The 26,253-nt window shown below is 61.1% G+C and carries 25 protein-coding genes; 17 read left to right on the top strand and 8 right to left on the bottom strand.

What is annotated here, in order from left to right; translation table 11 throughout:
• Positions 1 to 48: 48 nt before the first annotated feature.
• On the top strand, positions 49 to 1,239 hold the full coding sequence (gene prpF / locus KDW95_RS07810) for a 2-methylaconitate cis-trans isomerase PrpF (RefSeq protein ID WP_255855723.1): 1,191 nt from the start codon (positions 49 to 51) through the stop codon (positions 1,237 to 1,239).
• 92 nt (positions 1,240 to 1,331) lie between these two features.
• On the opposite strand, the gene ppsR is transcribed toward prpF, so the two are convergent.
• Positions 1,332 to 2,147 carry a posphoenolpyruvate synthetase regulatory kinase/phosphorylase PpsR gene (ppsR, locus tag KDW95_RS07805; protein ID WP_255855722.1) on the bottom strand — a complete coding sequence of 272 codons (816 nt, stop codon included), beginning with the start codon at positions 2,145 to 2,147 and terminating at the stop codon, positions 1,332 to 1,334.
• 241 nt (positions 2,148 to 2,388) lie between these two features.
• Here ppsR and ppsA point away from each other — a divergent pair, with 241 nt between their 5' ends.
• Positions 2,389 to 4,737, top strand: a complete 2,349-nt coding sequence (gene ppsA / locus KDW95_RS07800) for a phosphoenolpyruvate synthase (RefSeq protein WP_370646699.1) — start codon at positions 2,389 to 2,391, stop codon at positions 4,735 to 4,737.
• Between the two features lie 241 nt (positions 4,738 to 4,978).
• On the opposite strand, the gene KDW95_RS07795 is transcribed toward ppsA, so the two are convergent.
• Positions 4,979 to 5,920, bottom strand: coding sequence for a LysR family transcriptional regulator (locus KDW95_RS07795; RefSeq protein ID WP_255855720.1), 942 nt, complete (start codon positions 5,918 to 5,920; stop codon positions 4,979 to 4,981).
• A gap of 123 nt (positions 5,921 to 6,043) precedes the next feature.
• On the opposite strand from KDW95_RS07795, the gene ydiJ reads away from it, so the two are divergent.
• Positions 6,044 to 9,112 (top strand): D-2-hydroxyglutarate dehydrogenase YdiJ, encoded by a 3,069-nt coding sequence (gene ydiJ, locus KDW95_RS07790; RefSeq protein WP_255855719.1) that lies wholly within the window; start codon positions 6,044 to 6,046, stop codon positions 9,110 to 9,112.
• Between the two features lie 111 nt (positions 9,113 to 9,223).
• Here ydiJ and KDW95_RS07785 read toward each other — a convergent pair whose 3' ends face one another.
• Positions 9,224 to 9,997, bottom strand: coding sequence for a ferredoxin--NADP reductase (locus KDW95_RS07785; protein WP_255855718.1), 774 nt, complete (start codon positions 9,995 to 9,997; stop codon positions 9,224 to 9,226).
• A 117-nt stretch (positions 9,998 to 10,114) separates the two neighbouring features.
• Between KDW95_RS07785 and KDW95_RS07780 the strand changes: the two genes are divergently transcribed.
• Positions 10,115 to 10,993 (top strand): LysR family transcriptional regulator, encoded by an 879-nt coding sequence (locus KDW95_RS07780; protein WP_255855717.1) that lies wholly within the window; start codon positions 10,115 to 10,117, stop codon positions 10,991 to 10,993.
• A gap of 16 nt (positions 10,994 to 11,009) precedes the next feature.
• Here KDW95_RS07780 and KDW95_RS07775 read toward each other — a convergent pair whose 3' ends face one another.
• Both KDW95_RS07775 and KDW95_RS07770 read right to left on the bottom strand, forming a co-directional pair.
• The gene (locus tag KDW95_RS07775) at positions 11,010 to 11,762 is read right to left on the bottom strand and encodes a slipin family protein (RefSeq protein ID WP_255855716.1); all 753 of its coding nucleotides are present in this window, start codon (positions 11,760 to 11,762) and stop codon (positions 11,010 to 11,012) included.
• A 3-nt stretch (positions 11,763 to 11,765) separates the two neighbouring features.
• Positions 11,766 to 13,142, bottom strand: coding sequence for an NfeD family protein (locus tag KDW95_RS07770; protein ID WP_255855715.1), 1,377 nt, complete (start codon positions 13,140 to 13,142; stop codon positions 11,766 to 11,768).
• A 130-nt stretch (positions 13,143 to 13,272) separates the two neighbouring features.
• Here KDW95_RS07770 and chrA point away from each other — a divergent pair, with 130 nt between their 5' ends.
• A complete protein-coding gene (chrA, locus tag KDW95_RS07765; protein WP_255855714.1) occupies positions 13,273 to 14,436 on the top strand; it encodes a chromate efflux transporter in 1,164 nt (387 codons plus the stop codon).
• An 11-nt stretch (positions 14,437 to 14,447) separates the two neighbouring features.
• On the opposite strand, the gene KDW95_RS07760 is transcribed toward chrA, so the two are convergent.
• Positions 14,448 to 14,906 (bottom strand): YaiI/YqxD family protein, encoded by a 459-nt coding sequence (locus KDW95_RS07760; protein ID WP_255855713.1) that lies wholly within the window; start codon positions 14,904 to 14,906, stop codon positions 14,448 to 14,450.
• A 157-nt stretch (positions 14,907 to 15,063) separates the two neighbouring features.
• Here KDW95_RS07760 and KDW95_RS07755 point away from each other — a divergent pair, with 157 nt between their 5' ends.
• Positions 15,064 to 15,555 carry a putative 4-hydroxy-4-methyl-2-oxoglutarate aldolase gene (locus KDW95_RS07755; protein ID WP_255856481.1) on the top strand — a complete coding sequence of 164 codons (492 nt, stop codon included), beginning with the start codon at positions 15,064 to 15,066 and terminating at the stop codon, positions 15,553 to 15,555.
• Between the two features lie 232 nt (positions 15,556 to 15,787).
• Positions 15,788 to 16,813 carry an NAD(P)/FAD-dependent oxidoreductase gene (locus tag KDW95_RS07750; protein ID WP_255855712.1) on the top strand — a complete coding sequence of 342 codons (1,026 nt, stop codon included), beginning with the start codon at positions 15,788 to 15,790 and terminating at the stop codon, positions 16,811 to 16,813.
• A 33-nt stretch (positions 16,814 to 16,846) separates the two neighbouring features.
• Here KDW95_RS07750 and KDW95_RS07745 read toward each other — a convergent pair whose 3' ends face one another.
• The gene (locus KDW95_RS07745; protein WP_255855711.1) at positions 16,847 to 17,275 is read right to left on the bottom strand and encodes an RrF2 family transcriptional regulator; all 429 of its coding nucleotides are present in this window, start codon (positions 17,273 to 17,275) and stop codon (positions 16,847 to 16,849) included.
• A 128-nt stretch (positions 17,276 to 17,403) separates the two neighbouring features.
• Here KDW95_RS07745 and KDW95_RS07740 point away from each other — a divergent pair, with 128 nt between their 5' ends.
• Both KDW95_RS07740 and KDW95_RS07735 read left to right on the top strand, forming a co-directional pair.
• Positions 17,404 to 18,063: an HAD-IA family hydrolase gene (locus KDW95_RS07740; protein WP_255856480.1), complete on the top strand. Its 660-nt coding sequence runs from the start codon at positions 17,404 to 17,406 to the stop codon at positions 18,061 to 18,063.
• 9 nt (positions 18,064 to 18,072) lie between these two features.
• Positions 18,073 to 19,080 (top strand): S49 family peptidase, encoded by a 1,008-nt coding sequence (locus KDW95_RS07735; RefSeq protein ID WP_255855710.1) that lies wholly within the window; start codon positions 18,073 to 18,075, stop codon positions 19,078 to 19,080.
• A gap of 244 nt (positions 19,081 to 19,324) precedes the next feature.
• Here KDW95_RS07735 and KDW95_RS07730 read toward each other — a convergent pair whose 3' ends face one another.
• The gene (locus tag KDW95_RS07730; protein ID WP_255855709.1) at positions 19,325 to 19,903 is read right to left on the bottom strand and encodes a Maf family protein; all 579 of its coding nucleotides are present in this window, start codon (positions 19,901 to 19,903) and stop codon (positions 19,325 to 19,327) included.
• 264 nt (positions 19,904 to 20,167) lie between these two features.
• Here KDW95_RS07730 and KDW95_RS07725 point away from each other — a divergent pair, with 264 nt between their 5' ends.
• The 8 genes from KDW95_RS07725 to pabC all read left to right on the top strand — a co-directional run bounded on the left by KDW95_RS07725 (position 20,168) and on the right by pabC (position 26,245).
• On the top strand, positions 20,168 to 20,554 hold the full coding sequence (locus KDW95_RS07725; RefSeq protein WP_255855708.1) for a YceD family protein: 387 nt from the start codon (positions 20,168 to 20,170) through the stop codon (positions 20,552 to 20,554).
• Positions 20,555 to 20,572: 18 nt separating this feature from the next.
• Positions 20,573 to 20,755 carry a 50S ribosomal protein L32 gene (gene rpmF, locus KDW95_RS07720; RefSeq protein WP_255855707.1) on the top strand — a complete coding sequence of 61 codons (183 nt, stop codon included), beginning with the start codon at positions 20,573 to 20,575 and terminating at the stop codon, positions 20,753 to 20,755.
• Positions 20,756 to 20,757: 2 nt separating this feature from the next.
• Positions 20,758 to 21,774, top strand: a complete 1,017-nt coding sequence (gene plsX / locus KDW95_RS07715; RefSeq protein WP_255855706.1) for a phosphate acyltransferase PlsX — start codon at positions 20,758 to 20,760, stop codon at positions 21,772 to 21,774.
• Between the two features lie 144 nt (positions 21,775 to 21,918).
• A complete protein-coding gene (fabD, locus tag KDW95_RS07710) occupies positions 21,919 to 22,851 on the top strand; it encodes an ACP S-malonyltransferase (RefSeq protein WP_255855705.1) in 933 nt (310 codons plus the stop codon).
• Between the two features lie 20 nt (positions 22,852 to 22,871).
• Complete coding sequence (fabG, locus tag KDW95_RS07705; RefSeq protein WP_255855704.1) at positions 22,872 to 23,615, top strand: 3-oxoacyl-ACP reductase FabG; 744 nt, start codon at positions 22,872 to 22,874, stop codon at positions 23,613 to 23,615.
• A 167-nt stretch (positions 23,616 to 23,782) separates the two neighbouring features.
• Complete coding sequence (gene acpP / locus KDW95_RS07700; protein WP_067381152.1) at positions 23,783 to 24,016, top strand: acyl carrier protein; 234 nt, start codon at positions 23,783 to 23,785, stop codon at positions 24,014 to 24,016.
• Between the two features lie 90 nt (positions 24,017 to 24,106).
• On the top strand, positions 24,107 to 25,345 hold the full coding sequence (fabF, locus tag KDW95_RS07695; protein ID WP_255855703.1) for a beta-ketoacyl-ACP synthase II: 1,239 nt from the start codon (positions 24,107 to 24,109) through the stop codon (positions 25,343 to 25,345).
• 54 nt (positions 25,346 to 25,399) lie between these two features.
• The gene (gene pabC / locus KDW95_RS07690) at positions 25,400 to 26,245 is read left to right on the top strand and encodes an aminodeoxychorismate lyase (protein WP_255855702.1); all 846 of its coding nucleotides are present in this window, start codon (positions 25,400 to 25,402) and stop codon (positions 26,243 to 26,245) included.
• Positions 26,246 to 26,253 lie beyond the last annotated feature (8 nt).

Here is a 26,253-nt window from a genome sequence, read left to right as displayed (position 1 = left end):
GGCCTGTCAGAACCTTTTTCTCTGCGGGTTTTTAAAGGAACAGCTGCCATGGCTCATGTACCTCAGATAAAGATTGCCGCCACCTATATGCGTGGCGGCACCAGCAAGGGCGTGTTTTTCAATCTGGAGGATCTGCCGGACGTCGCCCAGGTGCCCGGCAAGGCGCGTGATGCGCTGTTGCTGCGGGTGATCGGCAGCCCAGACCCCTACGGCAAACAGACCGACGGCATGGGGGGCGCCACGTCCAGCACCAGCAAGACCGTGATCCTGTCCAGAAGTACCCAGCCTGAGCACGATGTCGACTATCTGTTCGGTCAGGTATCCATCGACAAGCCGTTTGTGGACTGGAGCGGCAACTGCGGCAACCTTACCGCGGCGGTGGGTTCTTTCGCCATCAGCAGCGGCCTGGTGGATGCCAGCCGTATTCCGCACAACGGCGTGGCGGTGGTGCGTATCTGGCAGGCCAATATCCGCAAGACCATCATCGCCCATGTGCCCATTACCGATGGCGCGGTGCAGGAAACCGGTGATTTTGAGCTCGACGGTGTGACTTTCCCGGCGGCCGAAGTGCAGGTCGAGTTCATGGACCCGGCTGACGGCGAAGGGGCGATGTTCCCGACCGGCAACCTGGTGGATGAGCTGGAAGTGCCGGTTGAGGTCGTCGAAGGCGGGATGATCAGGGCGACACTGATCAATGCCGGCATTCCGACGATCTTTGTCAATGCGGCGGACCTGGGGTACAGCGGGACCGAGCTGCAGGAGGCGATCAACGGTGACGAACGGGCGCTGGCCCGGCTTGAAACCCTGCGCGCCCAGGGCGCACTGCGCATGGGGCTGATTTCCACGCTGGAGGAAGCCGCTACGCGCCAGCATACCCCCAAGGTGGCGTTTGTCGCGGGGCCTGCGGCCTATGTGTCTTCCAGTGGCAAGCAGGTCAAGAGCGATGATGTGGATCTGCTGGTGCGGGCGCTGTCCATGGGCAAGCTGCACCATGCCATGATGGGCACCGCGGCGGTGGCCATCGGCACGGCGGCGGCGATACCGGGCACCCTGGTGAACCTGGCCGCCGGTGGCGGTGAGCTCGATGCGGTGCGCTTTGGCCACCCTTCCGGCACTTTGCGTGTCGGTGCGAAGGCCAGCCAGGTTGGCGGTGACTGGGTGGTGCAAAAGGCGGTCATGAGCCGCAGCGCCCGGGTGCTGATGGAAGGCTGGGTGCGCGTGCCGGGCGATGCCTTCTGATGGCGCGGGTCGGGCGTGCTGAGCCCTGAACGAAGGCCCCGCAACCCAGGCAGTACTGCTGCCTGGGTTGCGGGGCCTTTTGCGTGCGGGCGTTACAGCTGGCGCGCCAGCCGGGCTTCGGAAATGATGCGCGTGGCAATTTCCTCCACCGAAAAGGTGGTGGTGTTGATGCAGGGAATTTGCTGCTGGCGAAACAGGCGCTCAATGGTACGCACTTCCAGTGTGCACTGATCAAGGGATGCGTAACGGCTGTTGGGCCGGCGCTCGTGGCGGATCGCGGCCAGCTGGAAGGGGTCGATGGTCAGGCCGTAGAGTTTGTCGCGGTGGGGCAGCAGGCAGGCGGGCAGATCCTGCAGCGTCATGTCGTCGTCGGTGAAGGGGTAGTTGGCCGCGCGGATGCCGTATTGCAGTGCCATGTAGAGGCAGCTGGGGGTTTTGCCCGAACGTGACACGCCAACCAGGATAATATCGGCCCGGTCGTATTGCTGGGTACGGGCACCGTCATCGTTGTCGATCGCAAAGTTGACCGACTCGATCCGGTCCTTGTAGCGGTGCATTTCCTGGATCGCGTGGGACTTGCCCACCGTGTAGGTGGAATGCACGCCCAGTTCCTTTTCCAGCGGCTTGAGGAAGGTGGCGAAGACGTCGATCATCATGCCGTTGCACTGGGCGATATAGGCGCGGATTTCCTCGTTGACGATGGTATCCAGAATGATCGGCCGCACCTGGTCGGCGTCCACCGCAGCGTTGATCTGCTGCGCCACGGCCTGGGCCTTTTCCAGGGTGTCGATATAGGGCAGCGTCACCTTGTTAAAACGGATGCCATCGAACTGGGACAGCAGGCTGTTGCCCAGGGTTTCGGCGGTAATGCCGGTGCCGTCGGAGATAAAAAAAGCGGTACGGTTCATGGCGTGCGTCCAGGCTGCTATAGCCGCTGAGATCGGGTTTGGCGGCCGGAAAACCGCTGAATGCTGGCACTATAACAGATTTTATCCGCGCCAAATTAGCTGTCGGAGGGCGGCGATTTTCTGTTAAAACTGCAGTATTATCCGGCAGGTTCCGTGTTCACGGGCGGTTTGACGGTACTCAAAACGGGCAACAGGAGAACGCATTTTGCAGCATTATGTACAGCGCCTTGACCAGGTTGGCATGGCCGATGTCGATACAGTAGGCGGAAAAAATGCATCGTTGGGCGAGATGATCAGCCAGCTGAGTTCGGCGGGTGTCAGGGTACCGTCGGGTTTTGCCACCACGGCGCAGGCGTACCGCGATTTCCTGGCCTTTGAGGGGCTGTCGCAGCGTATCGAAGCGGCGCTGAAAACCCTGGATGCCGACGACGTGCAGGCGCTCGCGGCCACCGGTCGCAAGATCCGCGAATGGATTCTGCAGGCGCCGTTGCAGCCGGACCTGGAACAGGCGATTGAGTCCGCCTTTGCCGAGATGACCGAGGGCAATGCGCACATGTCGGTGGCAGTGCGTTCGTCGGCCACGGCCGAAGACCTGCCGGATGCCTCCTTTGCCGGTCAGCAGGAAACTTTTTTGAATATTCGCGGGCTGGACAACGTCAAGCACGCCATTCGTGAAGTGTTCGCTTCGCTCTACAACGACCGGGCCATTTCCTACCGGGTGCACCAGGGCTACGAGCATATCGATGTCGCGCTGTCCGCCGGCATTCAGCGCATGGTGCGCAGCGAGACCGGCGCCGCCGGCGTCATGTTCACCCTGGATACCGAATCGGGCTTTCAGCATGCCGTCTTTATTACTTCGGCCTACGGTCTGGGTGAAACGGTGGTGCAGGGCGCGGTTAACCCCGATGAATTCTATGTATTCAAGCCGACCCTGGGCCAGAAAGTACCCTCCATCTTGCGTCGCAACCTGGGCTCCAAGGCGCTCAAGATGATCTATACCAGCGATGGGCGGGCCGGCAAGGCCGTGGAAACCGTGGAAGTGCCGGCGGACGCACGCAATCGTTTCTCCATTTCCGATGACGACGTCGAAGGCCTGGCGCGCATCGCCGTTATTATCGAGAACCATTATGGCCGGCCGATGGATATCGAATGGGCCAAGGACGGTGATGACGGCCAGCTGTACATCGTGCAGGCGCGGCCGGAAACGGTTAAAAGCCGGGCGCAGACCAATGTGATCGAGCGTTACCTGCTGCAGGAAAAGGGCAAGGTGCTGGCCCAGGGACGCTCCATCGGCCACCGTATCGGCTCCGGCCCTGTGCGCCTGGTGAGCGACCTGAGCCAGATGCACCTGGTGCAGCCTGGCGACGTGCTGGTGACCGACATGACAGACCCGGACTGGGAACCGGTCATGAAGCGGGCGGCGGCCATTGTCACCAACCGTGGTGGCCGTACCTGCCATGCCGCCATCATCGCCCGCGAGCTTGGCATACCCGCCATCGTCGGTTGCGGTGATGCCACCGAGCTGCTGAGCGAGGGGCAGCGGGTGACGGTGTCCTGCGCCGAAGGGGACACCGGCTGGGTGTACGAAGGTCAGCTGAGTTTCGAGCATCAGACCAACAGCGTGGTATCCATGCCGCCGCTGCCCTTTGATGTGATGATGAACGTGGGTAATCCGGATAGGGCCTTTGATTTTCAGGCACTGCCCAACGCCGGTGTCGGGCTGGCCCGGCTCGAGTTTATTATCAACCGCATGATTGGCGTGCACCCCAAGGCGCTGCTGAATTTTGACAGCCAGACGCCGGAACTGCAGCAGACCATTCGCCGGCGCATTGCCGGCTACGCAAGCCCGGTGGACTTCTACATCGACAAGCTGGTGGAAGGTATCTCCACCCTGGCGGCGGCCTTCTACCCGAAAAAAGTCATCGTGCGCATGTCGGATTTCAAGTCCAACGAATACGGTCACCTGATCGGCGGCGCCGAGTTCGAACCCAGCGAGGAAAACCCGATGCTGGGGTTCCGCGGTGCCGCGCGCTATATCTCCGAATCGTTCCGGGACTGCTTCGAGCTGGAATGCCGGGCGCTCAAGTACGTGCGTGACACCATGCGCCTGACCAACGTCGAGATCATGATTCCCTTTGTGCGTACCCCGGGCGAGGCGCGCCGGGTGGTTGAACTGCTGGCCGAAAACGGCCTGCGCCGGGGCGAGAATGGCCTGCGTCTGATCATGATGTGCGAGATTCCCTCCAACGCCCTGCTGGCCGATCAGTTCCTCGAGTACTTCGACGGCTTTTCCATCGGTTCCAATGACCTGACCCAGCTGACCCTGGGGCTGGACCGTGACTCCGGCGTAATTGCCCACCTGTTCGACGAGCGCAACGAGGCGGTGAAGCGGTTGCTGTCCATGGCGATCGACGCCTGTCGCCGGCAGGGGAAATATGTGGGTATCTGTGGCCAGGGCCCGTCCGACCATCCGGATCTGGCGCAGTGGCTGATGGAGCAGGGGATCAACAGCGTCTCCCTCAACCCGGACTCGGTACTGGATACCTGGTTCTTTCTGGCCAATCACCTGAAAGATGAGGTGCAGGCATAGCGACCGGTCAGGGACCTAGGCTGCGGCGGCTGCCAGAGTCGCCGCATACTGTCATGAAAACGGGGTTTAATCCTTCGATGGCTGTTGTTGCCGGGTACAGTGGGCTGCATCCGGTAACAGAGCCTTAAACAGTCTCCAGCAATGATTCGGCGACCCCAGGGTCGCCATTTTTTTGCGTGAATGCTGAGTCTGTAGACTTTATACCGTTATCTTTTATGGCGGGCCGGGATTGGGGAGTACATCAGATAACCGCGTCGACATGGGCCGGCAGGGGCATGGTGGCAAAGGTCTGGCGCAACAGTTGCAGCATCGCGTGGGCGGCGGGGCTAAGGGAGCGGCCGCGACGACGGATAATGTAAAGGTCGCGGTAGATGGCCGGTTCCGACAGGGGCCTGAAATGCAGGTGTTCGAACGAGCGCGTGCCGGCGGCCAGTGCCGGGAGCACGGACAGGCCGATGCCGGCTTCCACCAGGGCGGCGAGGCCCGCGGGGTTGGACACTTCGATGGCGGGGCGATCCAGGCGCACGCTATGGCCGGCGGGTGTCTGGGCGAGCTGGGCGCGGATGCCGGTGTCGGTTGAAAGCATCAGCAGTTCTTCGCTGGCCAGTGCCTGCCAGGGAAGGGGCGCCTGGGGGGGCGTCTGTTCGAAGCGATGGCCAGCGCTGAACACCACGCCAAAACGGTCGCGCAGAATCGGGCTGTATTCCAGGTCGGGCTGGTCCGAGTGATTGCCGCCCACCCCGAAATCCACATCGTTGGCCAGCACATGCTGTTCGATGCCGGCGGCGCTGTCATCGCGCAGTAGAATGCCGATATTGGCGTGTCGCTGGCGGTAGGCCTGTACCACCGTCGGCAGCAGGCAGGCGATGGTGGAGGGGGATGCCGCGATGCCCACCTGGCCGTGCTGGTGTTCCGCCACGGCCTGCAGGTCGGACAGAGCGGTGTCGAAATCCGACAGCAGCCGCTCGGCCACGGGAAGAAAACGCTCGCCCTCGGGGTTGAGCAGCACGCGCCGGGTAGTGCGGTCGAGCAGGATCAGGCCGCTGTGCAGTTCCAGCTGCTTGATGGTGGCGGTCAGGGATGACTGCGTCAGGTGCAGGTGCTTGGCAGCCTGGGTAAAGCTGCCCTGGTGGGCCACGGCGACAAAGGCCCGCAGGTGCCGGATTGAAAGATTATTCGCCATTAGTTATTAATCTATAAAATATTAGCGTTTGAATGATAAATGTGAATTCTGCATCATAGCGACCAGACAGACAATCCCGCGCACTCAGGCAGCCTGAATGCGATAGCGAGGACCCGCGAGCCCATGATTCCGTACATCCGTCATATCGATACCACCGAACCCTTGTATCTGGAGTTTATCGAGCAGCTGCAGCAGCAGGGGTTTGGTGGCGATACCAGCCCGGATTACGCCAACCGGGTGGTGCAGTCCACCGACAACAGCATCTACCAGCTGCTGCCCCAGGCCGTGGTCTACCCGGCCAGTGTCGAGGACCTGATGCTGATTGCACGACTGTCCAGCCAGCCGCGCTTCAGCCGCATTCGCATGAGTCCGCGCGGTGGCGGTACCGGCACCAACGGCCAGTCCCTCAGCGATGGCCTGATCGTCGATAGCTCCCGCCACATGAACCGGATTATCGAGATCAACGTCGAGGAGCGCTGGGTGCGGGTGCAGGGCGGGGTCGTCAAGGACCAGCTCAATGCCGCGCTCAAGCCCCATGGGCTCTTTTTCGCGCCCGAGCTGTCCACCAGCAACCGCGCCACCATTGGCGGCATGATCAATACGGACGCCAGTGGTCAGGGCTCCTGCCTCTATGGCAAGACCCGCGACCATGTGCTGGAGCTGCGCTCTGTGCTGCTTGATGGCAGCTTCTGGGAGTCCAAGCCGCTGAGCGACGCCAAGCTGGCCAAGGTCCAGGCGCAGGATGACCTGGTCGGTGAGGTACATCGGCTGGTCGATGGCATTTATGCCGATAAAAAAGCGCTGATCGAGGCTCGCTTCCCCAGGCTAAATCGCTGCCTCACCGGTTACGACCTGGCGCATATCCGCGATGATCAGGGACGTTTTAACCTTAACTCGGTGCTCTGCGGGTCCGAAGGGTCGCTCGCCTTTATCGCCGAAGCCAAACTCAATGTGCTGCCGATCCCCAAGTATTCCGCCCTGGTGAATATCAAGTACGACAGCTTCGAAAGCTCGTTGCGCGATGCCAAGTCACTGATGGCCTGGGGCCCGACCTCGCTGGAAACGGTGGATTCGAAGGTGCTGAATCTGGCCATGGGCGATATCGTCTGGGATTCGGTGCGCGAGTATTTCCCGCACCACGCCGGCGAACCGGCCATCCAGGGCATCAACCTGGTGGAGTACACCGGTGATGATGAAACCCGGTTGCGCGAGGATGTCGCCAGGCTGGAGGCCCACCTGGAGCAGGTCAGTGGCCAGCCGGGCAGCAGCTTCGGCCACACGGTGGTGTATGGCGCCGCCGAGATCGGCAAGATCTGGGGCATGCGCAAGAAGGCTGTGGGCCTGCTGGGTAATGCCGAAGGTGACAGGCGGCCGATTCCCTTCGTTGAGGACACGGCGGTACCGCCGGAAAACCTGGCGGACTTCATCATGGAGTTCCGCGCCGTGCTGGATGAGCGTGGCCTGACCTACGGCATGTTTGGCCATGTCGATGCCGGCGTTCTGCATGTGCGCCCGGCCATCGACATGAAGGACCCGGCGCAGGAGGGCCTGGTGCGCGAGGTCACCGACGAGGTGGTGCGCCTGACGCAGAAATACAAGGGGCTGCTCTGGGGCGAGCACGGCAAGGGTGTACGTTCCGAATACGCGCCTGAGTTCTTTGGCGAACTCTATCCCGAGTTGCAACGCATCAAGGGCGCATTCGACCCCCACAACCAGCTCAATCCCGGCAAGATCGCCACGCCCATGATCGAGGGGGCCGAGCTGCTGAAGATCGATGGCGTGCCCACCCGCGGCCAGCATGACCGCCAGGTCGGTGCGGATGTACGCAAGAGCTACGATTCGGCGATGAATTGTAACGGCAATGGCGCCTGCTTCAATTACGACCCCAACGACGCCATGTGCCCGTCCTGGAAGGGCACCCGCGAGCGTATTCACTCGCCCAAGGGGCGGGCATCCCTGGTGCGGGAATGGTTGCGGCTGATGTCGAACCAGGGGGTGGACCTGAACGACGCCAGCGCCCAGGTGCGCGGCTCCTCTTTCCTGTCGGGATTGCCGCAACGTATTCGCAATAGCCTGCGCAAGCGTCGTGGCGAGTACGACTTTTCCAACGAGGTGCATGCATCCATGATGGGCTGCCTGGCCTGCAAGTCCTGCGTGGGCCAGTGTCCGATCAAGGTCAATGTGCCGGACTTTCGCGCCCGCTTCCTGGAGGTCTATTACAGCCGTTACCTGCGCCCGGTGAAGGACTACATGGTGGGCAGCCTGGAGTTCATGATTCCAACCCTGGCCCGTTTTCCGGGGCCCTACAACTGGGCCATGGACAACCTGCTGATCAAGCGCTTTTTCAGTCGCCAGATCGGCATGGTCGACAGCCCGACTATCTCGACCCAGGACCTGCAGTCGGGGTTGCGTCGGCGGGGTATCGAGCTGGCCACGCCGGAACGGGTGGCCGGTCTCTCCGACGCGCAGCGCGGCAAGGCCGTGGTCATCGTGCAGGATGCCTTTACCAGCTACTTTGAAACCTCGCTGGTGCTGGACCTGGTGGACCTGCTTGGACGCCTGGGCTTCTACGTGCTGGTGGCGCCGTTCCTGCCCAATGGCAAGCCGCTGCACGTGCACGGCTTTATGGGTGCCTTCGAGAAGGCCGCTCGGCGCAATGCCAAAATGCTCAATGCCCTGGCCGACAGTGGCCTGCCACTGGTGGGCATCGATCCGTCCATGACCCTGACGTACCGCCAGGAGTACGTCTCGGCCCTGGGCAGCGACGCGCTGCCACCGGTACGGCTGGTGCAGGAATGGCTGGTGGAGCAGCAGGACGCACTGGAGAAGGTGCGCGCTGGCATGCCGGCAGGGCATTTCAAGCTGCTGGCCCACTGCACCGAGAAAACCTCGGCGGCGCCGTCCATCCGTAACTGGCAGCAGATTTTCTCTGCCCTGGGGCAGCGACTGGAGTTGCTGTCGGTGGGCTGCTGCGGCATGTCTGGTACCTACGGGCACGAAAGTGCCAACCTGGATACCTCGCGCCGTATCTATGATCTGAGCTGGCGCGAGCCGGTCAATGATGCGCAGAACCATGAGCGCCTGGTGGCGACCGGCTACTCGTGCCGTTCCCAGGTGAAGCGGTTTGACGAGCAGGACGTGCCGCATCCGCTACAGGTGCTGCTGGAGCAATTGTGCCAGGCGCGCGCCTGATGGCCTGAGCGTGCAGCTGCCAAGGCAAAACGAAAAGGCGCCCGTGCATTGCACGGGCGCCTTTTTCTGGTTTCTGGCCTGGCGGTTGTTTAGGCCTGCCGGTTTCTTGCGCTACTTTTCAACAAAAGCGCGTTCGATGACATAGTGGCTCTGCTCGCCGTGGCGTGATTCGCTAAAGCCCCAGTCGTTCAGGATGTCGCAGGTTTCCTTCAGCATGCTCGGGCTGCCGCAAATCATGAAACGGTCATCTTCGAGGTTGGGCTGGGGCAGTCCCAGGTCGCTGAACAGCTTGCCGCTGCGCATCAGGTCCGTCAGGCGGCCCTGGTTGCGGAAGGCTTCGCGGGTGACCGTGGGGTAGTAGAGCAGCTTTTCACGAATCACGTCGCCGAAAAATTCGTTGTTGGGCAGTTCTTCCAGTATGGTCTGCTGGTAGGCCAGCTCCGACACCGAGCGCACGCCGTGGGTCAGAATCACGCGGTCGTAAAGGTCATAGATTTCCGGGTCGCGGATAATGCTCATGAAGGGTGCAAGGCCGGTACCGGTGCTCAGCAGGTAGAGGTTGCGCCCGGGCAGCAGGTGGTCGGCCACCAGGGTGCCGGTGGGCTTGCGGCTGATCAGCACTTCGTCACCGACCTGCAGGCGCTGCAGGTGAGAGGTCAGCGGGCCGTCCTGTACCTTGATGCTGAAGAATTCCATTTCATCTTCGTAGTTGGCACTGGCAATGCTGTAGGCGCGCATCAGCGGGCGGCCTTCGAGCTCAAGTCCGATCATGGTGAAATGACCGTTCTTGAAGCGGAAACCCGGATCGCGGGTTGTAGTGAAACTGAACAGGGTTTCGTTCCAGTGGTGAACGGCGGTAACCGTTTCGCGATTGTGGTTGCTCATGCTGCCTTGTCCTTCACTCTGCGGTGATGCTTATAACTTAATGATTGCAAGACTAGCGCTATCTATAACCAACTGTAAAAATGAATTTATCAATAACCCTTATCGGTTTTAGCGATTATGAAGTACACCCTGCGTCAACTTCAGGTGTTTCTGGCCGCCGCCCATAGCCAGAACATTACCCGGGCGGCCGAGGAACTGGCGATGTCGCAGTCCGCCGCCAGCGGTGCCCTGCGGGAGCTGGAAACCCACTTCGACATTCAGCTGTTCGACCGCGTCGGCAAGCGCCTGCAGCTCAATGAGCTGGGCCGCCTGTTGCAGCCACGGGCCGAGGCTCTGCTGGCCCAGGCGCTGGAGCTGGAAACGGCGCTGATGCAGCACGCCGAGGCCGGGCCGCTTAAGGTCGGCGCCACGCTGAGTATCGGCAACTACCTGGCGGTCAGTATCATGGCGCGCTACATGCTGGATCACCCCGATGCGCGGGTTACGCTGGATGTCGAGAACACCGCCACCATTGCCGACAAGGTACGCAACTTCGAACTCGACATCGGGCTGGTGGAGGGCGACGTGCAGCATGCAGACCTGGAGGTGATGCCGTGGCGTGAAGATGAGCTGGTGGTGTTCTGTGGCCGGGAGCATGCGCTGGCCCGTTGCGGTGAGCTCAGTGATGCGCAGCTGCTGGCGGTGCCCTGGATACTGCGCGAAGCAGGTTCCGGCACACGCCAGGCGTTTGATCGGGCGCTGTATGGCTTGATGCCGCAGATGCATATTCTGCTGGAGCTGCAGCACACCGAAGCGATCAAGCGGGCGGTTCAGGCGGGACTGGGCGTGGGCTGCCTGTCCCGGGTAACGCTGGAGGATGCCTTCAGGCGGGGCGACCTGGTGCCGTTGCAGGTGCCGGGGCGCGATTTCCGCCGCCTGTTCTATTTTGTCATGCATCGGCAGAAGTACCGCAGTGCCGGCCTGGTGCGCTGGATTGAACTGTGCCGGCAAAGCTGAGCGGCGGACAGGCCGATCACTTGCCGGGCGGTTGCTTGAAAGCGCTGAAGATGTCCAGTGGCAACGGGAACACCACGGTATTACTGTTGGCACCGGCAATTTCGGTCAGGGTCTGAAGGTAGCGCAGTTGCAGTGCCTGGGGCTGGGTGGCCAGGATATTGGCGGCATCGAGTAGCTGCTGGGATGCCTCGAACTCGCCCTTGGCATGGATCACCTTGGCGCGCCTGGTGCGCTCTGCTTCCGCCTGGCGCGCGATGGCGCGGATCATGCTCTCGTCCAGGTCGACATGCTTGATCTCGACATTGGACACCTTGATGCCCCAGGCATCGGTCTGCTTGTCGAGAATCGCCTGGATATCGGCATTGAGCTGGTCGCGCCCGGCCAGCATGTCATCGAGTTCGTGCTGGCCGAGCACCGAACGCAGGGTCGTCTGGGACAGCTGGCTGGTGGCCTCAAGGAAATTCTCGACCTGGATGATGGCCCGTTCCGGATCGACGACGCGAAAATAGACCACGGCATTGACCTTGACCGAGACATTGTCGCGTGAAATCACGTCCTGGGTCGGGACATCCATCACCACGGTACGCAGGTCGACGCGCACCATCTGCTGGATCAGCGGAACGACGATAATCAGTCCCGGCCCCTTGACGCGGTAGAAGCGCCCGAGCAGGAAAATGACGCCGCGCTGGTATTCGCGCAGGATGCGAAACATTGACAGAAGCAGCATGAGGGCGACCACTATCAGCGTCGCCGTAAAATAGTAGCTCATGGGTCATCTCCCCAGTTTATGGACCGAAAGGCGCACTCCCCGAACGTTCAGAATCCTGACCCGGTCGCCGGGCGCCAGTGGTTCGTCGCAGTCGGCCTGCCAGAGCTCGCCACGGATGCGTACCAGCGGATGACCGTCATGCAGTTGCTCGACTACGCCGGTTACATCTACCAGGGCCTTGACGCCCGATACCACGGCCTGGCGACGCGAGCGCCAGACCATGCCCAGGACCAGGGCCAGTAGCCCCGCGCTGCTGACGGCCAGCGCGAGTATGACCGGCAGGGCGACCTGGAACGCCGGCAGTTCGGTATCCATCAGGATGATCGAGCCGACGACGAAAGCGATAACGCCGCCCAGGCCCAGCACGCCGAAACTCGGCGCGAAGGCTTCGGCCACCATCAGTGCCAGCCCCAGAATGACCAGCCCGAGCCCGGCGTAGCTGACCGGCAGCACCTGGAAGGCATAGAGGGCGAGCAGTATGCAGACGGCGCCGACGATACCGGGCAGGCCCATGCCGGGGTTGGAAAATTCAAAGATCAGGCCGTAGATCCCGAGCAGCATCAGTACATAGGCGACATTCGGGTTGGTAATCACCGCCAGGAATTCGCTGCGCCAGTCGGGCTGGTGTTCGATGCGCGCTGCGCCTGCGAGCGACAGGGTCAGCACCTGGCCCGCGATGCGGATTTCGCGGCCTTCGAGCCGGGACAGCAGATCGTCCAGGTCCGTTGCGATCAGGTCGATCACCTTCAGCTCCAGGGCCCGGCGGGATGACAGGCTGGCGCCCTCGCGTACAGCCTGCTCCGCCCAGTCGCCATTGCGTGCGCGCAGTTCCGCCAGGCCGCGGATATAGGCCACCGCGTCGTTGATCAGCTTGCGCTCCATGGCGCTGCCCTGGGGCTGGCTGGTCGCAGGGCTGCCCTCCTGCTGACTGTCCTCGTCCGGCTGCTCCGGCTGCGGCGATGGCAGCGACGGTGCGGCAATCTGAACCGGCGTTGCGGCGCCCAGGTTGGTGGCCGGAGACATCGCAGCGACATGGCAGGCATAGAGGATATAGGTGCCGGCGCTGGCTGCCCGGGCACCGCCTGGCGTGACGTAGCCGATCACCGGAACCGGCGAGGCCAGGATGCTGCGAACCAGGTCGCGCATCGACAGGTCCAGTCCGCCGGGGGTGTCGATGCGAATGATGATCGCCTTCGCGTCCGCCGTAGCGGCAGCCTCGATACCGCGGCTGAGGTAGTCGGCGCTGGCCGGGCCCAGCACGCCCTTCAGGTCAAGCAGCCAGATACCCCCGGCGCCGGGCTCTGCCGCGGTTGCGGGCATAGGGGCGCCTGTCAGGCTCATGAGCAACAGCAGTGCCGGCAGCAGGCGCAGCAGTTTCATCCCTGTGGCGATTCGAATTTGCATAATTTCAGTATAGATTGCGCCATGTTCCTGGATGCATGGCGCCGTGACATCTAACTTTCATCGGCCTTGTGCTATAACACCGTGTTTCCACGCACGGAGGCTCCGCATGGCGCAGGTTTTTCTTCAGTTTCTGTTGCTTGGCTGCGTCAGCTTCGGCGGCCCGGCGGCCCATGTCGGCTACTTTCGCCATCATTTTGTAGACCGCCTCGGTTGGCTGGATGAGCGTGCCTTTGCCGAATTGCTGGCGCTGTGCCAGTTTCTGCCGGGGCCGGCATCCAGCCAGCTGGGCTTTGCCATCGGCTACCGGCGCCAGGGTGTACTCGGCGGCTGCTGTGCCTTTGTGGGTTTTACGCTGCCCTCGGTGCTGCTGATGCTGGCACTGGCCGCAGGCGGTGGCTGGCTACTGGGGCAGAGCTGGTTCGAGTCCGTGCTGCACGGCTTGAAATTGCTGGCGCTGGTGGTGGTCGCCGATGCGCTCTGGGGCATGGCGCGGTCTTTCTGTAATGGCAAGCTCGTTGCGGCCATAGCGCTGCTGGCGGCCATGGCAGCACTACTGCTGTCGGGTATCGTTGCGCAGCTGGTCGTTCTGCTGCTGGCGGCGCTACTGGGGTCGTACAGACTGGGGGCTGCGGCCGGGCCGGCAGTTGATCCGGCAACTGCCGCCGCGCCGGGGGGCAGGCACCGCTGGGCCCTGTTGCTGTTCGCCGGCTTGCTGGGGAGTGCCTGGCTGATGCCGGCGCTGGGGTTCGGCAGCGGGGTGCTGGGTGTCGCCGCAGATTTTTATCAGGCGGGCAGCCTGGTGTTTGGCGGTGGGCATGTCGTGTTGCCGCTGTTGCAGGCGCTGTTGGGGGATGCTCTGACCTCGTCGCAGTTTTTGCTCGGTTATGCGGCGGCCCAGGCGGTGCCGGGCCCGATGTTTACCCTGGCGACCTTCCTGGGGTACGGCCTGTCGCCGCAGGCGTCGTTGCTGGGCGCGCTGCTGGCCACCATGGCCGTGTTCCTGCCGGGCTTTCTGCTGTTGATCGCGGTGTTGCCCGACTGGCAGCGCTGGGTCGCAAGGCCCGCGCTGGCCGGGGCCGTGGCGGGCGTCAATGCCGCGGTGGTGGGGCTGCTTCTGGCGGCGCTCTACCAGCCGGTTTTCGTCAGCGCCGTCACGAGTGGGCGCGATCTGGCCCTGGCGCTGGCCGGTCTGTACTTGCTGCGTGGGCTGGGTGTTGGGGTTATCGCACTAGTGCCGCTGGCCATCGTGACGGGGTTGCTGGTGCTCTGAGCGGGCGACAGTCAGTTTTTGGGGGCTGCGTGCTTGGCCAGGAAACTGTCGAGCTGGTTGGCAAAGGCCTGGCGGTCGGCGTTGCCAAGGGCGGCAGGCCCCCCTGTCTGGATACCTGAGCTGCGCAGGGTTTCCATAAAGTCCCGCATCGACAGGCGCTGGCGGATGTTTTCCCTGGTATAGAGCTCGCCGCGGGGGTTGAGCGCCCAGGCGTTGTTGTCGATGACCTCGGCCGCCAGCGGAATATCAGCGGTAATGACCAGGTCGCCCGCCTGCAGCTTGCTGACGATGGTGTTGTCGGCGACATCAAAGCCGCTGGCCACCTGGATGGCGTCGATCAGGTTGCCGGGCGGCGTGCTCATGAACTGGTTGGCCACCAGGGTCATGCGAGTATGGGTGCGCTGTGCAGCCCGGAACAGAATGTCCTTGATCATTTTGGGGCAGGCATCGGCGTCGACCCAGATATGCATGGCGGTGTTTCCTGTGAGTGAAGAATTGGTGCGGCTGTCCGGGGCCCATTATCCGATGTTCTGCTGCCTTGGTGGTAGTGCAATTGCCGCCCTGATCGTTGATCATGGCGTTTTTGTCGAGGCCACCCAGGCCTGCTTTCATCTCAAGGAGTCAGTGATGGACGATCTTTTACCCGAGCTGTGTGACCATTTCGAAGCGCTGGTACAGGTGGTGGAGCCGATGTTCGGCAGCTTTGGCGGACGCGGTGCCTTTGGGGGCGAAATCGTCACCATCAAGGCATTCGAGGACAACTCCAAGGTGCGCGAGCAGGTTGCGCTGCCGGGTGAGGGCAAGGTGCTGGTGGTGGATGGTGGTGGCTCCATGCGTCGGGCCATGCTGGGCGACATGCTGGCCGAAAAGGCGGCGGATAACGGCTGGGAAGGTATCGTGATCTATGGCTGTATCCGGGACGTGAATGCCATTGCCGAGCTGGACCTGGGTGTGCAGGCGCTGGGCAGTCATCCGCTGAAAACCGAGAAACGCGGCCTGGGTGAGGTCAATGTGCCGGTGACGTTTGGTGGTGTGACCTTTCGTCCGGGTGAGTATGTCTACGGTGACAACAACGGCCTGCTGGTCAGTCCGCAAAAGCTCGAGCTGCCCCAGGGGTAAAAGTGCCTGTATGCCGCACTGCATTCGTGGTGCGGTCTCCTTATCTTGCCGGCTCTGGGTGCTGCTTCCTTTTTCTTCCTTCCTTGGCGGTTTCGGCGCCTCTCTGGCAATGTTGTCAGGCGTCTACACTGGGGGTACTCAGGCGGTGCGGCTTGTACCTGTTCATGCTGAATTCACCCGTCGGGCGCAGGATGGGTCAGTATGAAGGCGGCCTGGCAATGGAGGCAGATGCATGAAAACAGCAGATGTGCTGGTCATAGGCGCGGGCCCCTGTGGCCTGTTTCAGGTGTTCGAGCTGGGCCTGCTGGGTCTGAATGCCATCGTGGTTGAAGCGCTGGAACAGCCCGGCGGTCAGTGTGCCGAGCTCTATCCGCAAAAGCCCATTTTCGATATTCCCGCCATCCCCGAAATCAGCGGGGCCGAGCTGACGCAAAACCTGTTGCGCCAGATAGCCCCCTTTGACGCCCAGTTCTGTTTTGGTGAGCGTATCGAGCAGCTCGAAGCACGGGGAGAGCGCTTCTGGCTGCGGGGCAGTCTGGGCAGCGAGTTCGATGTGGCCGCCGTGGTGATCGCCGCCGGTGCCGGTGCCTTTAAGCCGGTGCGACTTAAGCTGGAGGGCATCGAGGCGCTTGAAGGTCAGCAGCTGTTTTATTCGGTCAGGGACCGGGCCGCATTTGCCGGCAAGGATCTGGTGATCTTCGGTGGCGGCGACTCGGCACTGGACTGGGTCATGGCGCTGGAGACAGCGGCACGCTCGCTGGTGCTGGTGCATCGTTCGGAGCGTTTCCGGGCCCAGCCGGCGCTGGTGGAGCAGATGCGCGAACTCTGTCACCAGGGGCGCATGCGCTTCGTGGCGGGGCGTGCGAGCGACTATCGCTGTGTGGGCGGAGGCCTGTCTGCTATCGAGCTGACCGACAGTGATGGCAAGGCGCAGTGGCAGGCGGCCGACAGCTTGCTGGTGTTCTTCGGCATGGTGCCGGATGCGGGGCCGGTGAAGCTGTGGGGCCTGGCGATGGAAGCCAATCAGCTGCGAGTCGATACCGAGCGCTTCGAAACCTCGCTGCCGGGGGTGTTCGCCGTCGGTGACATCAATACCTATCCTGGCAAGAAAAAACTGATACTGAGCGGCTTTCACGAGGCGGCGCTGGCGGCCTTTGCCATCAAGGCCCGGCTGGAGCCGGGGAAAAAAGTGCAGCTGCAGTACACCACCACCAGTCCGTTGCTGCGCCGGCGCCTGGGAATTGACACTGAGTCTTAGCGGGGAGCTTTTACCCAACCTGCTGGCGGCCGCTTAGCCGGACTTGCTGATTAATTGCTGTTGCATGCGCGGGTTGTTGAGCATGTCGGCCAGGCTGTACTGGGCGAGGCTCGCTATAAAGGCCCGCTGTGCTTCTGCCAGGGCGTTTTGCAGGTTGCAGATACCGGCCAGGCGGCAGGGCTGGGCCTCGCAATCGATCAGCGGGTCTGTGCCTTCGCTCTGGCTGACAAGGGCGCCGAGGTTAATGTCTGCCGGTGGCAGGTTGAGCCTGAGACCGCCATTTTTGCCCCGGTAGGTTTTAAGGTGGCCGCTTTTGGACAGGGCATGCACCACCTTGCGCAGGTGCTCCACCGATATCTGGTAGAAGTCTGCAATTTCGTGCAGCGTCGCCCGGCGATCATTGTTGATCGCGACATAGAACAGTACCCGCAGGCTATAGTCCGTGAAACGACTCAGTTGCATGGTTGCACTCCCTGAAAATGTTTTATCAATATACGTTGGCCCTGGAGGGCGCTGCAACTGTATCGCCTTGCGCCGGCTGACGCATTGCTGCATCCTTTGGCGCCTTGGGATTTTACGGGACTATGGTTGTGTACAAACTGCTGATTTTCGATTGGGATGGAACCGTCATCGATTCTGCCGCTCGAATTATTTCGAGCATGCAGCGTTCGGCACTGGATCTGGATCTGGCCCCGCTGGATGCCGAGGCCATCCGCAATATTATCGGGCTGGGTTTGCCCGAGGCGATACGGGCGCTGGTGCCGGGTATCGATGCCGCCGGTATTGACGCCATGCGTGAGCGGTACGCGCACTACTACGTGACCGGTGATGATACGCCGACCCACCTGTTTGCCGGCGCCCGCAGCAGCCTTGGGCGACTGCAGCGCAAGGGCTACCGCCTGGCGGTCGCCACCGGCAAGAACCGGCGCGGGCTTGACCGGGTGTTTGCACAGACCGGCCTTGGCAGCCTGTTCGAGTTGTCGCGCTGTGCCGATGAAACCACGTCAAAACCGGACCCGCACATGCTGCATGAAATTTTGCAGCAAACCGGGGTCGATGTGTCCGACGCCCTGATGGTTGGTGATACCGAATATGACCTGGAGATGGGGCATCGGGCCGGCATGGCGACGGTGGCCGTGAGCTATGGAGCGCATCATATTGACCGCCTCAAGCCCTGGCGGCCGGTACTGGAGATTGACAATTTTCCGGAGCTTGAACATTGGCTCGACGGGCAGAACAAACCCTTATAGGAGTACCTCGTGGCGGATAATCCCTGGGACGAGAAAATGGATGACAAGTTGCAAGCGACCGTGGAAAAAGCGCAGGAGGGTGGCAAGCGCGAATGGCGCCTGATCGAAAAGCTGCTGATGGGCCTTCATGCCGAGCAGCGCCGCAGCCGGCGCTGGGGCATTTTTTTCAAGCTGCTGACCTTTGGCTACCTGTTTGGGATCCTGGCCATTTTCCTGATGGGCAAGGATTTGGCGCAGGATGTGCTGGTCAAGGAGCACACCGCGATCATCGATGTGCGCGGCCCCATCGCCGATGGTGAGGAGGCCAGCGCCGACAACCTGGTCGGAGCCTTGCGGGCGGCTTTCAAGGAGCCCAAGTCCAGGGCCGTGATCATGCGCATTAACAGCCCGGGCGGCAGTCCGGTACAGTCCGGCTATGTCTATGACGAAATCAAGCGGTTGCGCGGACTCTATCCAGAGAAAAAGCTCTATGCCGTTATCAGCGACATGGGGGCCTCGGGGGCCTATTACATCGCCGCGGCGGCGGATGATATCTATGCCGACAAGGCGAGCCTGGTGGGCTCCATTGGGGTGACATCGGCCGGTTTTGGCTTTGTCGAGCTTATGGAGAAACTGGGGGTTGAACGTCGCGCGCTGGCATCCGGCGAGCACAAGACTTTCCTGGATCCGTTCAGCCCACTGAAGGACAGCGAGCGGCGTTTCTGGCAGGAAGTCCTGGGTACAACCCATCAGCAGTTTATCGACCAGGTGCGAGCAGGTCGCGGTGATCGCCTCAAGGGGGATGATCGTCTGTTCAGCGGGCTGGTCTGGACCGGTGAGCAGGCACTGGCGCTGGGGCTCATCGATGGTCTTGGCAGCAGCAGCATGGTGGCGCGGGATATCGTCGGGTACGAGGAGTTGGTCGAGTACGGTGCCAAGCTGTCGCCGCTGGACAAGCTGATCGACCGGCTCGGTGTCAGCGTTTCCAAGTCGCTGGCCTCGGAGCTTGGCCTGAGCGGCATGGGGACGCTGCGCTAGCAGCCTGTCGGGCTTGACCGATCGTAGCGAGGGAGTGGCCGTTTTGAGGCAGTTTTTGGGCTCTTTTAAGGCAAATAGTGGTTTTATTTACCGAGAAAGAGTACGCAAAATGACCAAAATCGGCGTTTCCGCAGTAGATCAGTGTTAAGTCCGACAGTTTGCTAGGCAGCCTTGAGGTCTGTGGCGCAAGCAGGCTCAGCCCGGTGGGGGAGACTTCGGTCTCCCTTTCTGCTGAGTGGCGCTTTTACAAAACCTGCACGCCGGCGTTTTCCAGCATGCGCACCAGGCGTATGAGCGGCAAGCCGATCAGGCTGTTGGGATCGTCGCCCTCCAGGCGTTCGAACAGGGCGATGCCGAGCCCTTCAGACTTGAAGCTGCCGGCGCACTGGTAGGGTTGCTCCCGCTCCAGGTAGCGATTGATCTGCTGTTCCGTCAGGGTGCGAAAGTGCACCTGGAAGTCGATGGCGTCGACCTGGCTGTGCCGGCTGTTGCTGTTCAGCAGGCAGAGCCCGGTGACGAAGCGCACACTGCGACCCGATGCGCGCAGCAGCTGGGCCCGGGCCTTGTCGTGGGTCAGGGGCTTGCCGATGATGTCGCCATCGAGCACGGCCACCTGGTCGGAGCCGATCACGAGTGCGTTGGGAGTGTGCCTGGCGACGGCCTGGGCTTTTTCCAGAGCCAGGCGACGCACCAGGGTTTCGGCGGACTCGCCGGGGCGTGCGCTTTCGTCGATATCGGGGCTGATGCATTCATAGGGCAGCTGTAAAGTGTCGAGCAGGGCGCGCCGATATACGGAGCTCGACGCCAGGATCAGTTTATTCATCAGTGAATGCCATTTCAGCGTTACAGGGGATTCCATACGTCGTAGAATACCAACCCGAATTAATCCTGTGGAAGCCCCCTGTTTTTCTTTGACAGTCAGGGTTTTGCACCCTAGAATTGCGCGCTTATGTCGTACGGACCATTACCGAAAAGAGTTGACCCGCGAAAACTTGCCGAGCGGGAAGTACGTATCCAGGGGCTTGCCAGTCTGAATGGAATGCCGCGTCTGGCATCTTTCCTCGTTGCAAACGAGGGTGATGTTACCGTGGATCTTCTGTTTTCCCTGGACCCGCAACGTATCCGTACCGTTTCCGGTAGTGCTGAAGGCCGTGTTTTAATGACGTGTCAGCGCTGTCTGGAACCCGTCGAGGTTGTCGTAGAGGCCGGCTTTAATCTGGCTGTTGCGCCCAGCGAGGAAGTGGCGAAAACATTGCCACGTCATTATGATCCGCTGATCGTAGAAGACGAAGACGTCGAACTCTGGTCTGTTGTGGAGGAGGAGCTGATCCTCAATCTCCCGGTAGTGCCTTATCATGACGACTGTAGTATTCAGACCTCTTTCGGGGAGATCGCCCCGGAAGATGAAAAGTCAAAAAAACCTAACCCGTTCAGTGTATTGGCCAAGCTGAAGGCCGACGCTGACAAGAGTTGAACTAGGAGTTATCTCACCATGGCAGTACAGAAGAACAAAAAGTCCCGGTCTAAGCGTGACATGCGTCGTTCCCATGACGCTCTGGGCACCCCGAGTCTTTCTGTTGAAGCCACCACCGGCGAAACTCATATGCGTCACCACGTGAGCGCCGATGGTTTCTACCGTGGTCGCCAGGTAGTCAACAAGCAGGACGACATCTAAGCTTGTCCGGCTTTTGTACCATTGCGATAGATGCGATGGGCGGGGACTTCGGTCCCCGCGTTACGGTTCCCGCCACCGTTGAGGCGCTTGAAAGATACCCCGGCCTGACAATCAAGCTGGTCGGTCAGATCGATAGCTTTACCCCCTTTCTGCACAATATCCCGGCCTCCGTGCGCGCACGGCTGCAGCCTGTCCAGGCTGATGGCGTTATCGCCATGGACGAGAAACCCTCCCATGCGTTACGCAAAGGCCAAAATACCTCTCTGGGTGTTGCGCTGCAGCTGGTCGCCGATGGTCAGGCGAGCGCCTGTGTCAGTGCCGGCAATACCGGTGCGCTGATGGTGCTTGGGCGGCGTGTGCTGCGCATGCTCGAGGGCATCGACCGGCCGGCGATTGTCAGTGCGGTGCCTACGCAGGCAGGGCATTGCTACATGCTGGACCTGGGGGCCAATGTCGACTGCTGTGCCGAGCATTTGCTGCAGTTTGCCATCATGGGGTCGGTCATGACCCAGGCGGTGGATGCGGTTGCCGCGCCCCGGGTCGGGTTGCTTAATATCGGCCAGGAAGCGATCAAGGGAAACGAGCAGGTCAAGCTGGCGTCGATGCTGATCAGCACCTATGGGCGGCTCAACTACATCGGCTATATCGAGGGCGATGATATCTTTGCCGGCAAGGCGGATGTGGTGGTCTGTGACGGTTTTGTCGGCAATATTGCACTTAAGAGCAGTGAGGGTGTGTCTCGGCTGGTGACGCAGCGGCTGGGGGTGGCTTTCGGGCGGACCTTCTATCGGCGCATGCTGGCCTGGCTGGCGCGGCCCTTGCTGCGTGAGCTCGGGCAGCAGCTTGACCCGGCCAGGCGTAATGGCGCGAGCCTGCTGGGGTTGCAGGGAATCGTGGTCAAGAGTCATGGCGGTGCAGATCGTGCCTGTTTTGGCTATGCGATTGACGAGGCCATCGCCGAGGTAAGGATGGATGTGCCGCGTCGAATAAGCGAGCAGCTTGCTGCATCCCTGGCTTGAGTGCCTATACTGAGTCCCGATGTGCGGGTTTAAGGTGTCTTGCGGGGCGGTTCGGTCTGCCAAGCATCCCGTAATCATGTAAACTACGGCTCCATTATGCCCTCAGGGCAGTCACCGCAATCAGATTGCAAAGACGAGGAATCCATGTCGCAGGCGCTTGCTTTTGTTTTCCCCGGACAGGGTTCCCAGCATACAGGTATGCTGGCTGAACTCGCCGAACAGTACCCCGTAATTCAGGAAACCTTTGCCGAGGCCTCCCAGGTGCTGGAGTATGATCTCTGGGCGCTGGTCCAGCAGGGTCCTGAAGACGAACTTAACAATACCGAAGTGACGCAGCCTGCGCTGCTCACCACCGGTGTGGCGCTGTGGCGCCTGTGGCAGCAGCGCGGCGGTGCGATGCCTGCACTGATGGCCGGCCACAGTCTGGGTGAGTATACCGCCCTGGTCTGTGCCGGTGTGCTGGGCTTTGCCGACGGCGTGCGGCTGGTGCAGCTGCGTGGTCGTCTGATGCAGCAGGCGGTGCCCGCCGGCACTGGCGCGATGGCGGCTATCCTGGGTCTGGATGATGCGGCTATCGCTGCTGCCTGTGAGACTGCGGCCCAGGGGCAGGTAGTGTCGCCGGTCAATTTCAATTGCCCGGGCCAGGTGGTCATCGCCGGTGAAAAGGCCGCTGTGGAACGTGGTATGGAAGCCTGCAAGGCGGCCGGTGCCAAGCGTGCCATTGCTTTGCCGGTCAGTGTGCCCTCCCACTGTGCCCTGATGCGCCCTGCCGCTGAGCAGATGGCGCCCGCGCTGGCGGAGATCACCCTGCATCCTGCGCAGATACCGGTGCTGCAGAATGTTGACGCAGCCGAGCCCCAGACGCTGGAACAGATCCGGCAGAACCTGCTGGCGCAGCTGTACAGTCCGGTGCTCTGGACACGTACGGTGCAGGCCATGGTTGATGCCGGCGTCGAGACGATGGTTGAGTGTGGTCCTGGCAAGGTGTTGTCGGGCCTGAACAAGAAAGTGCACAAGGCCCTCAATGTGGCTGCCATCAATGAGCCGGCCGGCCTTGCCAAGGCCCTGGGCGAATAAAAATCGATAAGGGATAGCAGATGAGTATCGAAGGTAAAGTGGCGCTGGTCACCGGCGCTACGCGTGGCATCGGCAAGGCAATTGCGCATGAGCTGGGCGGGCAGGGAGCCATCGTCGTAGGCACGGCAACCAGTGAGTCCGGTGCCCAGACCATCAGTGCCTACCTCGCCGAGGCGGGCTTCAAGGGGGCGGGTCTGGTGCTGGATGTGTCCAGTGCCGAGTCGGTTGAACAGGTCATCAAGCAGATTCAGGATGAGTTTGGCGCGGTGGATATCCTCGTCAATAATGCCGGTATCACCCGCGATAACCTGATGATGCGAATGAAAGAAGACGAGTGGGACTCGGTGCTGAACACCAATCTCACGTCGGTTTATCGTGTCGTCAAGGCATGCCTGCGCGGCATGACCAAGGCGCGCTGGGGCCGCATCATCAGTGTTAGTTCCGTGGTGGCCTCCATGGGCAATGCCGGGCAGGCGAACTATGCGGCGGCCAAGTCCGGCATGGAAGGCTTTACCCGTGCTCTGGCGCGCGAGGTCGGCTCGCGAAATGTTACGGTTAACTGTGTCGCGCCGGGCTTTATCGATACCGACATGACCAGTGGCCTGGCCGATGAGCACAAGGCGCATCTGCAGGCACAGATACCCATGAATCGTCTCGGTCAGCCCGAGGAGATCGCTGCCGTGGTAGGCTTCCTGGCCGGTCAGGGCGGCGGCTATGTCACAGGCGAGACAATTCAGGTCAATGGCGGGATGTATATGGCCTGATTCAGGCTTCTGTCACAAAGAATTGTTTTTTTCGGCAATATGTTGATAATTGGCCGTCAGTTTACGGTGATATTAAACGCCGCCACGCTTGCTAGGGCATGGCGGTATCTATAAAATCCCGATTCGCATCTCAGGGTGCACGGGTTGAAAAGAATATAGGAAGAGTTATGAGCAACATTGAAGAGCGCGTAAAGAAAATCATCGCAGAACAGCTGGGCGTTAAAGGCGACGAAGTGACCAACGAAGCCTCTTTCGTTGAAGATCTTGGCGCTGACTCTCTGGACACTGTAGAGCTGGTTATGGCTTTGGAAGAAGAGTTCGAAACTGAGATTCCTGACGAAGAAGCTGAAAAAATCACCACCGTACAGCTGGCAATCGATTACATCAACACGCACCAGTAATCGACACGTTCAAGAACAAGTGAAAAGCCGCATCTATCGCAGTATAGTGCGGCTTTTCTTTTTTACGGCCAGAGTTACTGGAGGATCGCAATGTCTCGCAGGAGAGTGGTGGTTACCGGCATCGGAATGCTGACACCGGTGGGGAATACGGTTAAAGAGACCTGGGACAATATCCTTGCTGGCAAAAGTGGTGCGGCGCCGATTGATCACTTCGATGCATCTGCGTTTGCGACACGCTTCTCGGCCCCGGTCAAGGGGTTTGATGTCAGCGAGTACATGAGCGTCAAAGACGCCCGCAAAATGGATCTGTTCATCCAGTACGGCATGGCTGCGGCCATTCAGGCGATCGATGACTCTGGTCTGCAAGTGAGCGACGAAAATTCACACCGCATCGGTTGTGCGGTGGGCTCGGGTATCGGCGGTCTGTCGATGATCGAGCGTAATCACGATATTTTGAACGAAGGTGGTCCGCGCCGCATATCGCCGTTCTTTGTGCCGGGCAGCATCATCAACATGATTGCCGGCAACCTGGCGATCAAATACGGCCTGCGTGGCCCGAACATTGCCATTACGACGGCCTGTACCACCGGCACGCACAATATCGGCCATGCCATGCGCATGATTCAGTACGGTGATGCCGATGCCATGGTCGCCGGCGGTGCCGAAATGGCCAATACTCCGCTGGGGATCGGCGGCTTTGCCGCTGCCCGTGCGTTGTCGACCCGCAATGATGACCCGGCGGCGGCAAGCCGTCCCTGGGATCGTGATCGCGATGGTTTCGTGCTGGGTGACGGTGCCGGTATTCTGGTGCTGGAAGAGTACGAGTTTGCCAAGGCACGCGGTGCGCGGATTTATGCGGAGATCGTCGGCTTTGGCATGAGCGATGATGCCTATCACATGACGGCGCCGCCGGAAACCGGTGAAGGCGCCGCCCGCGCCATGGAAAACACCCTGCGCGATGCGGGCATGAACCCGGATGAGCTGCACTACATCAATGCCCATGGTACCTCGACGCCGGCCGGTGATGTGGCCGAGTCCAACGCCGCCAAGCGTGTGCTGGGCAGTGCTGCTGCGGCGGTCCGCATGAGTTCCACCAAGTCGATGGTGGGGCACCTGCTGGGTGCGGCCGGTGCGGTCGAGGCGATCTTCTGTCTGTTGGCGATTCGCGACCAGGTGGCCCCGCCGACCATCAACCTGGACAACCCGTCCGAAGGCTGTGATCTCAACTATGTGCCCAAGGTGGCGCAGGAGTGTCGAATCGATACGGCGCTGTCCAACTCCTTCGGTTTTGGCGGCACCAACGGTACTCTTGCGTTTCGCAAGATTTGAGTCGCTACCTGACCCCTCTGTCCTGTCGGGCAGAGGGGTCATCGGTGTCCGACCATGAATAGCCCTCCCTTCACGCTGGTCAATGGTGTTCCCGCCGATTCGGTTGCGGTCACTGACCGTGGTCTGGCTTACGGCGACGGCCTGTTTGAAACAGTGCAGCTGCGCTTGGGCCGTCCGCTACTGCTGAATCTGCATCTGGCGCGCCTGCGCCTGGGTTGCGAGCGGCTGGCGCTTGATGCTCCCGCGCTGTTGACCGATCTGCAGTCTGATCTGGCACAACTTGCCCAGCTGTGTAACCTGCAGGACTACGGCGTCCTCAAGATTCTGATTACCCGCGGTTCCGGTGGTCGGGGTTATCTGCCTGTGACCGGCATGAGCTGTACCCGTATTCTGATGCTATCCGTTATGCCGGACTATCCGGATCACCCGGCCGAGGCGGGGGTTCGGGTACGCTGGTGCGACATGACACTGGCGCTGAATCCGCGCCTGGCAGGTATCAAGCATCTCAACCGGCTGGAACAGGTGCTGGCGCGTAGCGAGTGGAATGATCCCTCAATTCGGGAAGGCCTGCTGTGCGACACCGAGGGCCATGTGGTGGAGGGCACCATGAGCAATCTGCTGTGGGTCAGCGCCGGCATCCTGTATGCGCCCCTGCTGGATCGCTGTGGTGTGGCCGGCGTGATACGTACACGCTTGCTGGTGCTGGCTGCGGGCGCCGGAATAGCAATCGTTGAAGGGCGCTTTGCCAAATCTGAACTTGAACAGGCTGATGAGGTCATGCTGTGTAACAGCCTGATCGATATCTGGCCGGTGGTGGCGCTGGGTAATCGGCACTGGCCGACAGGGCCTGTTACCCGGCAGCTGCAATCGCTGCTAGCAGAGGATTATCTCGCGTGTTGAAAAAAAGT

The sequence above is a fragment of the Marinobacterium rhizophilum genome (assembly GCF_024397915.1).
Classification (GTDB): Bacteria; Pseudomonadota; Gammaproteobacteria; order Pseudomonadales; family Balneatricaceae; genus Marinobacterium_A; species Marinobacterium_A rhizophilum_A.
This window is presented reverse-complemented; position numbering and strand designations above follow the sequence as displayed.

What these genes read in the sequence shown, in the direction of transcription:
- prpF (WP_255855723.1), top strand. Translation starts at nt 49, where the DNA reads ATGGCTCATGTACCTCAGATAAAGATTGCCGCCACCTATATGCGTGGC.
- ppsR (WP_255855722.1), bottom strand. Translation starts at nt 2,147, where the DNA reads ATGAACCGTACCGCTTTTTTTATCTCCGACGGCACCGGCATTACCGCC.
- ppsA (WP_370646699.1), top strand. Translation starts at nt 2,389, where the DNA reads ATGGCCGATGTCGATACAGTAGGCGGAAAAAATGCATCGTTGGGCGAG.
- KDW95_RS07795 (WP_255855720.1), bottom strand. Translation starts at nt 5,920, where the DNA reads ATGGCGAATAATCTTTCAATCCGGCACCTGCGGGCCTTTGTCGCCGTG.
- ydiJ (WP_255855719.1), top strand. Translation starts at nt 6,044, where the DNA reads ATGATTCCGTACATCCGTCATATCGATACCACCGAACCCTTGTATCTG.
- KDW95_RS07785 (WP_255855718.1), bottom strand. Translation starts at nt 9,997, where the DNA reads ATGAGCAACCACAATCGCGAAACGGTTACCGCCGTTCACCACTGGAAC.
- KDW95_RS07780 (WP_255855717.1), top strand. Translation starts at nt 10,115, where the DNA reads ATGAAGTACACCCTGCGTCAACTTCAGGTGTTTCTGGCCGCCGCCCAT.
- KDW95_RS07775 (WP_255855716.1), bottom strand. Translation starts at nt 11,762, where the DNA reads ATGAGCTACTATTTTACGGCGACGCTGATAGTGGTCGCCCTCATGCTG.
- KDW95_RS07770 (WP_255855715.1), bottom strand. Translation starts at nt 13,142, where the DNA reads ATGAAACTGCTGCGCCTGCTGCCGGCACTGCTGTTGCTCATGAGCCTG.
- chrA (WP_255855714.1), top strand. Translation starts at nt 13,273, where the DNA reads ATGGCGCAGGTTTTTCTTCAGTTTCTGTTGCTTGGCTGCGTCAGCTTC.
- KDW95_RS07760 (WP_255855713.1), bottom strand. Translation starts at nt 14,906, where the DNA reads ATGCATATCTGGGTCGACGCCGATGCCTGCCCCAAAATGATCAAGGAC.
- KDW95_RS07755 (WP_255856481.1), top strand. Translation starts at nt 15,064, where the DNA reads ATGGACGATCTTTTACCCGAGCTGTGTGACCATTTCGAAGCGCTGGTA.
- KDW95_RS07750 (WP_255855712.1), top strand. Translation starts at nt 15,788, where the DNA reads ATGAAAACAGCAGATGTGCTGGTCATAGGCGCGGGCCCCTGTGGCCTG.
- KDW95_RS07745 (WP_255855711.1), bottom strand. Translation starts at nt 17,275, where the DNA reads ATGCAACTGAGTCGTTTCACGGACTATAGCCTGCGGGTACTGTTCTAT.
- KDW95_RS07730 (WP_255855709.1), bottom strand. Translation starts at nt 19,903, where the DNA reads ATGAATAAACTGATCCTGGCGTCGAGCTCCGTATATCGGCGCGCCCTG.
- rpmF (WP_255855707.1), top strand. Translation starts at nt 20,573, where the DNA reads ATGGCAGTACAGAAGAACAAAAAGTCCCGGTCTAAGCGTGACATGCGT.
- fabD (WP_255855705.1), top strand. Translation starts at nt 21,919, where the DNA reads ATGTCGCAGGCGCTTGCTTTTGTTTTCCCCGGACAGGGTTCCCAGCAT.
- fabG (WP_255855704.1), top strand. Translation starts at nt 22,872, where the DNA reads ATGAGTATCGAAGGTAAAGTGGCGCTGGTCACCGGCGCTACGCGTGGC.
- acpP (WP_067381152.1), top strand. Translation starts at nt 23,783, where the DNA reads ATGAGCAACATTGAAGAGCGCGTAAAGAAAATCATCGCAGAACAGCTG.
- fabF (WP_255855703.1), top strand. Translation starts at nt 24,107, where the DNA reads ATGTCTCGCAGGAGAGTGGTGGTTACCGGCATCGGAATGCTGACACCG.
- pabC (WP_255855702.1), top strand. Translation starts at nt 25,400, where the DNA reads ATGAATAGCCCTCCCTTCACGCTGGTCAATGGTGTTCCCGCCGATTCG.